Origin of the sequence: Roseateles sp., from assembly GCF_031397715.1 — a bacterium.
Lineage (GTDB): Bacteria > Pseudomonadota > Gammaproteobacteria > Burkholderiales > Burkholderiaceae_C > Paucibacter_A.
This window is the reverse complement of record NZ_JANNMI010000285.1, coordinates 1-8,402: the sequence shown is the minus strand read 5'-3', so window position 1 is coordinate 8,402 and position 8,402 is coordinate 1. Positions and strand designations below refer to the sequence as shown.

At 64.3% G+C, this 8,402-nt stretch carries 6 protein-coding genes; 4 read left to right on the top strand and 2 right to left on the bottom strand.

Annotated features, from left to right (window positions below; genetic code table 11):
* Both RMO57_RS12550 and RMO57_RS12545 read right to left on the bottom strand, forming a co-directional pair.
* The coding region (locus RMO57_RS12550; protein WP_310387080.1) for a proton-conducting transporter membrane subunit at positions 1 to 730 on the bottom strand (730 nt) is incomplete at its 3' end.
* Positions 731 to 860: 130 nt separating this feature from the next.
* The gene (locus RMO57_RS12545; protein WP_310387077.1) at positions 861 to 3,869 is read right to left on the bottom strand and encodes a M12 family metallo-peptidase; all 3,009 of its coding nucleotides are present in this window, start codon (positions 3,867 to 3,869) and stop codon (positions 861 to 863) included.
* Between the two features lie 158 nt (positions 3,870 to 4,027).
* Between RMO57_RS12545 and RMO57_RS12540 the strand changes: the two genes are divergently transcribed.
* The 4 genes from RMO57_RS12540 to RMO57_RS12525 all read left to right on the top strand — a co-directional run bounded on the left by RMO57_RS12540 (position 4,028) and on the right by RMO57_RS12525 (position 8,307).
* Complete coding sequence (locus tag RMO57_RS12540) at positions 4,028 to 4,570, top strand: hypothetical protein (protein ID WP_310387075.1); 543 nt, start codon at positions 4,028 to 4,030, stop codon at positions 4,568 to 4,570.
* 105 nt (positions 4,571 to 4,675) lie between these two features.
* Positions 4,676 to 5,257 (top strand): cohesin domain-containing protein, encoded by a 582-nt coding sequence (locus tag RMO57_RS12535; RefSeq protein ID WP_310387074.1) that lies wholly within the window; start codon positions 4,676 to 4,678, stop codon positions 5,255 to 5,257.
* Positions 5,258 to 5,401: 144 nt separating this feature from the next.
* Positions 5,402 to 7,024 carry a hypothetical protein gene (locus RMO57_RS12530; RefSeq protein WP_310387072.1) on the top strand — a complete coding sequence of 541 codons (1,623 nt, stop codon included), beginning with the start codon at positions 5,402 to 5,404 and terminating at the stop codon, positions 7,022 to 7,024.
* 23 nt (positions 7,025 to 7,047) lie between these two features.
* On the top strand, positions 7,048 to 8,307 hold the full coding sequence (locus RMO57_RS12525; RefSeq protein ID WP_310387070.1) for an SAM-dependent methyltransferase: 1,260 nt from the start codon (positions 7,048 to 7,050) through the stop codon (positions 8,305 to 8,307).
* The last annotated feature ends 95 nt before the right edge of the window (positions 8,308 to 8,402 follow it).

The window sequence follows — 8,402 nt, the reverse complement described above, 5'->3', positions numbered from 1 at the left end:
GCCAGAAGTGAAACGGGAACTGCGCGCTCTTGGTCAGCGCGCCCAGCAGCACCAGGACCAGCGCCGTCACATAGAGCGGATGCGCGCGCACCAGTGCGCCGCTGGCCAGCACCACATCCAGGTCATAGCTGCCGACGATATGGCCCAACACCAAGACGCCGGCCAGCAGGCACAGGCCGCCGGCGCCGGTGACGGTCAGTGCCATACGGGCGCCGCGCCGCGCGTCGCGCCGGTGGTGCCAATAACCGATCAGCAAGAACGAGAACAGGCTGGTCAGCTCCCAGAACAGCACCAGCTGCACCAAGTTGCCCGACAGCACCACCCCGCTCATGGCGCCCATAAAGGCCAGCAGGAAGGCGAAAAAACGCGGCACCGGGTCGCTGGGCGACATGTAGTAGCGCGCGTACAGCACCACCAGCGCACCCAGCCCCAACACCAGCAGCGAGAACATCCAGGCGAAGCCGTCCACGCGCAGGACGAAGTTCAGGCCCAAGGACGGCAGCCAGACAAACTCCTGGCGGATCACGCCGCCGGCGGCCATGTCGGGGAAGTAGGACACCGCCTGCACCAAGCAGAACAGCGCCACCGCGCCGGCCAAGGTCGACTCGGCATTGCGCGCATTGCTGGGCAGCAGCGCCGCGATCAAGCTGGCCAGAAACGGCAAAGCCACCAAGCTGAGCAGGCCGAATTGCTGGAAGAAGTGCAGGTAATTCGTTACTTGGTTAGCCATGGCAATGCGGAGATTGGCTGACTTGTTCAGCCGGGCCGAGTTTACCCGCCGCCCATGAAAAAGCCCCCTCCCCTGCGTGAAGCGGGAGGGGGCCGGCCGGGCTTGCCAAGGCGGGGCTAGTTTGTGCTCATCACTTGCAGCGTGCGCCGGTCGCGAGGATTTGACTGACGGCGCTGAGGTCGCGGATGTTCACCACGCCGTCGCCGTTCAGGTCGGCGCGCGGATCAAAGCCGGGCTGACCGACGCGCGTGCCCATCGCCGCCTTGATGATGGCGAGGTCGTCGCAGTTGACCTTGCCATCGCCATTGACATCGGGGTTGAAGCTGATGCCGAAGTTCTCGTTCGAGATGTCGAAGAACACATTGTCAATCGCCTCGACCTTGATGCGCGCCTTGGCTGCGTTGAGGAAGGGCAGCGTGACCGAGCGGCTGCCGTTGTTCGGCACGCTGGCGGCCAGGACATGGGGGAAGCTCGCGCCGCCGTCGACCGACAAGCTGATCTTGACATTGGCGGTGTTCACCGGGGCAACATGGGTGTTGGCCACGCTCCAGCTTACTGTTTGCGCGGAGCCGCCGCGCCAGGACACGGATGTGTTGGGCGCCGTCACCAGGAAGGGGCCGCTGTTCGCGGCCAGAATCAATTGGGTGCTGGCACTGCCGACGCCGCCACGGCCGTCGCGCGCCGTCAGCTTGAAGTTCAGCGCGGCCGGGCTGGCATTGACGCCGGCAAAGCCCACATAGTCGGCGGTCGGCAAGAACTCCGAGAAGCAGTCCACATTGCCGGCCGCGCAGGTGCCGGTAGCCGCATTGGTGTTGTTGACGAGGATCTGCGCCAGGTCGGGGAAGACGCGGGTCGGGTCGCTCGTCACCTGGTTCTCGCCGGGCGAGTTGTAGAGCTGGCTATTGGCTTCGCTGACATCGGCGCGGGTACCGAACTGGCGGAACAGCGGGCCGTTGAGCTTGGTGTTGCTGAACAGCCCGGTGCCGGTGGAGCCGCCGCGGTCGTTCTGCTCCCACATATAGGTCAAGGTGTCGCCATCGGCGTCGCTGGCCATGCCGGTCAGCGCGAACGGCGTGCGCAGCGGGATGGTGTAGCCGGCCGGCGCGCTGACAACGGGCACGCTATTGCCGGTGGCGCTGACATTACCGCCGCGGGCGGTCTTGCCGCCGGCCGCGATCTCGCCGACATAACCGGTAAAGCCGGCGGTGCCGCTGATCAGCGTCAAGGGGTCGACATTGGTGGCCGCCAGCGTGCCGCTGAATGCGACCGTGAAGCCCGCGTCGGTCAGCGCACTGACCGACGCGGTGCCGCCCGCAGGCCAGCCGCTGATACCCTCGATCGCCGCCTTGATGCCGGCGGTGGTGAAGTTGCTGCCGCGCACGATGTCGGCCGACAAATTGCCCTTGTACTGCAGCTTGAACTTGGCGCTGCCGGTGAAGCCGGTCAGGGCGGCCATCTGCGATTCATTCAGATTGCTCTCGGCACCCGAGGAGTAGGCAACGATCTCGTCAAAGCTGCGCTGCGACCAATAAGCATCGCTGTGCGGCTGGGTGTCATCGGTGCCACAAATGCCGGCATAGGCCATGATGGATGAGCCGCTGCCCGGCTCCACTGAGGTGCCGGGATTGCGGTTGCCGCCGGTGCAGCTGCCGCTGATGCCGTTGAAGCTGTGGTTGCCGGAGAACTGGTGGCCAATTTCATGCGCGACATAGTCGACCGCGAACAGGTCGCCGACCGGGGTGGTCACGCCGGTGCAACCTTGTGCCTTGCTATTGCCGCCGACCACGCCAAGGCTGGCCAGGCCGCCGCCGTCATTGCCCATGCCGATATGGCCGACGTCGTAGTTGCTGGCGCCGATCAACAGGCCCACGACTTGGCGGTTGCGGGTCAGCGTGCCGCCGCCGCAGCTGGCGGCTTGGCTTGCGGTGTAGCAGGCGGTCGCGCCGCAAGGGCCGTTGGCGCCGGTCATCAGTGCAGCGGTGTCGAGATTGAGCTTGTCGTTGTCATTCACCAGCGTCAGGCGGATCGAGGTCTCGTCCTCGTAGACATGGGTGATGCGGTTGACCAGGGTGACCTTGGCCGCCGTCACATTGGCGCTGCCGCCGAAGAATGAGGCGTAGGTCGGGTCGGTCACCAGCGCCAGGCGGTAATTGCGCAGCTGGTTGCCGACGGCCGCCGTCGGGCTGACGTCATCGCCGACCACGTGATAGGCCGAGCTGGCGCGGGTGTTGCCGTCGCTGGCGCTGACCTCATAGGCGCCGAGGTTGCGGGACGGATCGGCGGTGACGCTGGCGCTGATGGTGCCGTCACGGTCGGCGACGACGTTGACGGTCTGGCGCGGGCCGACATCATTGGCGGGGTCCTTGACCGTGATGGTCACCTGCGCGCCGGGGGCGAAGCCGGAGCCGCGCACCTCGACCGCGTCGGCCGCGTGGTAGAAGCCGCGGGTCAGCGTGATATGGGCCTCGGTCTGCGCGACCTCGGTCAGTCGGTTATGCGTGTTAGTCAGGTCGCGGCCGAGGTAGCTGGCGTAGACGCTGTCGTCCAGGTGGAACAAGGGGTCGATATACCAGGCACCCTTGGGCGAGCGGACCGATGCATGCAGGCCCAGTGGCGTCAAGTCCATGCGCAGGCTTGCGCGCGGGTCGTCAAGGCCGCGGCCCGCGAAGGTCTTGATCTCGGGATGGCGTTCGGCAAGCAGCGGCTCCATCACCGGCGATTCGCTGATCGCAAAACGCTGGTAGCCACCATTCGGATGCGGCAGCGAGATCACCAAGGGGCTCAAGCTGGCGGCGGCTGTGCGTTCAAGCGGCGCTTCGAAGGCCAGCGCGGCAAAGCCGCTACGGTCCAGCGTCAGCGAGCGAAAGCGCTTGGGCTGCACCGCCATCACGGCACCCTTGGCGGACAGCTTGCCCGTGGCCAATTTGGTCTCTTGCCAGAACGAGCCGCCGGCTTGCGCTTGCGGCGCCGAGCTGAAGCCTTCTTGCGCAGTTGCCGCATAGGCCTGCGGCGCGGCAGTGGCGGCGGCCAGACCCAAGCACAGCGCCGCTACGGCGCCGGCGCTGTGGCTGCGGCGATGTGACGGCGTGCGGTTAAAAAGCCCAATGGGCGACGAGTAGCCAAAGACGCGAAATTGCATGAGATGTCCTCGATTGGGGCGGGTTGACTGGGGCTCGGTCAATGATGAAACAATGGTCAGTAACTTGACATTCAGATGCATTGTTGATTCATTCATGGTCCGAACAAGGGTGCAAGAATAGTGGACAAGTTCGTACCAGCAATAGAGGGGCATTCCCGATGACGCGATCAAATATGTTGCCGCCTTTGCAGCGGCAAGGCGGTCTGCGGCGAGCCGTCTTTGCGCTGACTTTGTGCGCAGGCACGCTCGCTGTCGGTGCCAATCTTGGCGCCGAGCTTGGTGCCGCCCAACGGCCCGCAGACAGTGCCGACATCAGCTTGATTTCGCTGGAGACGGACTGCTTCGGCTGCAGCACCGGAGAGCGCTTGGTGTTGCGGCGCGACGGCCAGGCCAGCCTCATCGTGACCGGCAAAGCACGCCATCGCACGCAGGATCAAGTCAGCGTCGGGTGGGTCGGCGGCGACGATTTCGAGGCGCTAGCGCGTCTCACTTTGGCACAGGGCTTCATGGCGCTGCAGGATGTCTATGACGACCCGCAAACCCGCGACGGCGCCTGGATCATCATCAGCATCGAACACAGCGGCGGCAAGACCCGACAGGTGTTCCGCCGTGAGGGCGCGGGGCCGGCGGCGCTCGACGTGATCGAGGCCGCGCTGCAGGACCTGCGCGGCCGCATCGCCTTCAAGCGCAAGCACCTATAGCTAAAACACGTCGCCGCGCGGATGGGGCGGGATTCCCCTCTTGCTGCCGACGGGCCTGCGATGGAACACTTGCCGCTTGTGAAAATGGTTACAGGGGCAGGCATCATGACAATTCGGCAGGCAGCTTTGAATAAGAGTTTTTACACCGCGCTGCTGTTGGGCGCCTTGTCCGCTCAGGCCTCGGCGGCCGACGCCACCCTGTCGATCGTGGCGTCAGCCAATCCGGCGCAGCAGGGTTCGGTGATTGATCTGGACGTGCGGATTGCCGATGTCGTCGACCTGTACGGCTATCAGTTCACGCTGTCTTTCAACGCCGCCGTGCTGCAGGCCATTGGCGTCACCGAGGGCAGCTTTTTGGCCAGCGGTGGCAACACCTTCGCTGACCCCGGCACGATTGACAACGGTGCAGGTTCGATCTCGTTTGTGTTCAACACCTTGCTCGGCGCCGTGCCCGGCGTCAGCGGCGGCGGCAGCTTGGCCCACATCAGCTTCAATGTGGCCAACGCCGGCGCATCGGTGATGAGCTTCTCGGACGTCGAGTTCCTGAATTCCAGCCTGAGCGTGTTGACGGTGAATGCACAGCCGCTGACGGTGATGGCGGTGGCCGTGCCCGAGCCATCGACCTATTTGCTGTTCGCTGCCGGCCTGGGCGGCCTGTTGGCGCTGCGTAGCCGCCGCGCCGACTAACTCAAGCTGACAAAAGGGTCGCTTGCCCGGTCAGCGGCATGACGGCGGCATCCTGTTTGCCCAGCTGCCGCCATGCCAAACCAGCCGATCCAGCCGGTCCAGCCGGTCCAGCCGACAGAGCCTCCACCGCCCAAGGTGCAGCGCATGCACCAGATTCTGTTGTGGCCCCTGCGTTTGATGCCGCTGGGCGACGCGCCGAGCGCGCCGCGGCGGCCCTGGGAAATGCTGCCATCCGGGTCGGGTGCCGGCCCCTGGCATGAGTTGATCGACGAGTACACCGGTGACCCGGCCAGTTTTCACGAGCGCCACTATCAGGAGTTCGTGACCTTTCTGCCCTATGTGCAGCGCTTTCTCTACGGCGACGGGCGCTCGCCGGGCCGACCACAAGACGGCCGCAGCGAAGCCGGCATGAAGGTCTTCCGGCGCCGCGATTTGGCCCAGCTGCGCGTCTGCCCCCGGCCGGGCGCTGAAGTGCTGACGCTCGATGTGGTGCATGTCGACCTGTACTTCTTTTTCGATGTCGATGTGGTGCTGCTGAATGTTGAGGTTAGCGCTACCGACCTTGAGCTGAGCCAGGCGCAGGAGCTGCTGTACCGGCTGGGCCGCGCCTACCCCTCGGGCTGGGATGCGCAGGGCCTGCCCCTGCACAGCCTGGCCAGCGCCGAATGGCTGGACGCGCAGGGTCAGGTCTTGGCGGCCTCGGACGCGCTGGAGCGCGAGCATTACATCGCTCATGTGCAGGAGCACCGTGCGCCGTGCATTGCCGAGCATTGGGCCTATGTGCTGCGCCCGCTGGTGGTCGACCACTCGATCGAACCGGGGGCCTTGCGCTTTCGCCAGATCGAGTACTACCGCATGCCGATGATGGCCTATCTGGCGCTGGATGAGCCGCGTGCCCTGTCGCGCAGCGATATGGTCAGCCTGGGGTTGGTGACGGGGCCGCCCGCCAAGCCCGGCGGCCATGAGCTGCCTTACGCGGAAAAGCATCTGCAGGATTTCGAGAGCAAATACTGCTACGACCGCTTCTGGAGCGATGCCGGCTCCGCACCGAATACGCGTTACTTGTGCGGGGGGCATTCCTTGGTGGTGATAGGCCGCGCCGACTCGGCCTTCTTCAGCTGCGGTGCCCGCGGCGTTTTGGCGCAGTTCCGCCATCAGCATTTCTTGATCTTTCTGATCGCGCATTTTCAGAAGGCGTCGCTGCTGATGTTTTCCGACCGCCTGGTCGAAGCGCTGCGCCGCCTGAACGTGCAAGACGCCGAGAACGTGCGCCGCTTCAAGCGCGCCATCCGTTCCAGCTTCGAGGGCTTTTTGCGTTTTTCGCACCGCTACTGGTTTCATGAGGTGGCTGAAGCAGCGCAGGCGCGCGCGCTGTTTCGCATGTGTGCCAATCATCTGGAACTGCCGGTCTTGTATGCCGAGGTCAAGGAGCGCATCACCGATATGAGCGCCTATCTGGAAACCGACAGCATCCGCCGACAGGCCAATACGGTGGTGCGGCTGACCGTGGTGACCATCTTCGGTCTGGTGGGCACCATCACCACCGGCTTTTTGGGCATGAACCTGCTGGCCGAGGCCGATGCGCCGCTGAGCCGGCGCCTGCTCTACTTTGCGCTGGTGATGGGGGCAACCTTGGCGTTGACGATCTACACCATGGTCAAGTCCAAACGCCTGTCGGACTTCTTGGATGCCTTGTCGGACGAGCGCCTGTCGGCCTGGAACAAGCTGCGCGCGTTTGCTGCGGTGTGGCGCTCGGGGCCGGATTGACTTGATGAGCGAAAATCCCTGGCTTGCTCACCCACTTGGCCCTGCCGATGTTCACCAATCTGATTCCCGACAGCGCGCCACCCGTGGCCAAGGCCGATGCCAAACAGCGCTTTGAGCGCTTGCTGGAAACGGCGCTGGCCAATAGCAGCTTTGCCAAACTGCTGCTGAGTAAATATGTCGGCGCGGAAGCTGGGTTGGACCGCCTGACGGTGCGCGAAGTGCTGCTGCGCGGTGAGCGCCAGCTGTCATTTTTGTGGCGCTACCAGACCCGCGATATCACCAAGAATTACCCCTTGCCTGAGGCGCTTGCGCTGTTGAGCGAGTTGCTGGGTGCGCAGTTCCACAGCGCGCATCTGCAGACGCTGAGCGGCGAAGTGCAGCTGGTGTTCAGCCGCAAGGGCCGGCCCAGCCTGCGCATGGGCAAGGCACCGGCTGCGGCGCTGCCGGTCGCGGTTGATGCAGGGCACGACAAGGAAAAGCTGCGTTATCTGGAGCTGAGTCGGCCTTTCTGGCTAGATTTGGGCGTCACCCATCTGGTGCGTGGCGAGGCCGCGTTGGTGCCGGCGATGTCGCGCAAATGGAAGCAGATCAACAAGTTCATCGAGATTTTTTCGGCGGCGCTGAAGTCCTCGGGCCTGAATGAGAGCCCCGATGTGCATGTGGCCGACTTTGGCTCCGGCAAGGGCTATCTGACTTTTGCCATGCATGATTGGCTGCGCGCGCAGGGCAAACGCGCCGAGGTGACCGGCGTCGAGCTGCGCGACGACCTGGTCAGGCTCTGCGGCGCTGCCGCGGCCAAGCATCAGATGGCCGGCCTGCGTTTCGACCAAGGCGATGTGCGCAGCTACACGCCGCTGAGGTTGGACGTCATGATTGCACTGCATGCCTGCGACATCGCCACCGACTACGCGATCCATTTCGGTCTGCGCGCCGGCGCCAAAGTCATCATGTGCTCGCCCTGCTGCCACAAGCAGGTGCGGCCGCAGATGCAGACGCCGCCGTTGCTGCGTCCGCTCTTGCAGCATGGCATTCATCTGGGCCAAGAAGCCGAGATGGTCACCGACGGCCTGCGTGCGCTGTTGCTGGAAGCGGAAGGTTATGACACCCAAGTGTTCGAGTTCGTGGCGCTGGAGCACACCAGCAAGAACAAGATGATTCTGGCCGTCAAACGCGCTCAGCCTTTGAGCGCTGAGCGGCGAGCGGAGTTGCAGGCGCAGATCGCCGAGATCAAGCGTTTTTATGGCATCCGGGAGCAGGAGTTGCAGACGCTGCTGGCGGCTTGATTACTTGCCGGGGCAAAGATAGCCCCCTTCGCGCTCTTCGTGTGCTTCTGTTCAGAAAATCTGCTCATCAGCGCATTGGTTCTGAAAGTCTGAGC

Bases quoted from the DNA above. Each gene is read 5' to 3' on its own strand.
- RMO57_RS12545 (WP_310387077.1), bottom strand. From the start codon at position 3,869: ATGCAATTTCGCGTCTTTGGCTACTCGTCGCCCATTGGGCTTTTTAAC.
- RMO57_RS12540 (WP_310387075.1), top strand. From the start codon at position 4,028: ATGACGCGATCAAATATGTTGCCGCCTTTGCAGCGGCAAGGCGGTCTG.
- RMO57_RS12535 (WP_310387074.1), top strand. From the start codon at position 4,676: ATGACAATTCGGCAGGCAGCTTTGAATAAGAGTTTTTACACCGCGCTG.
- RMO57_RS12530 (WP_310387072.1), top strand. From the start codon at position 5,402: ATGCACCAGATTCTGTTGTGGCCCCTGCGTTTGATGCCGCTGGGCGAC.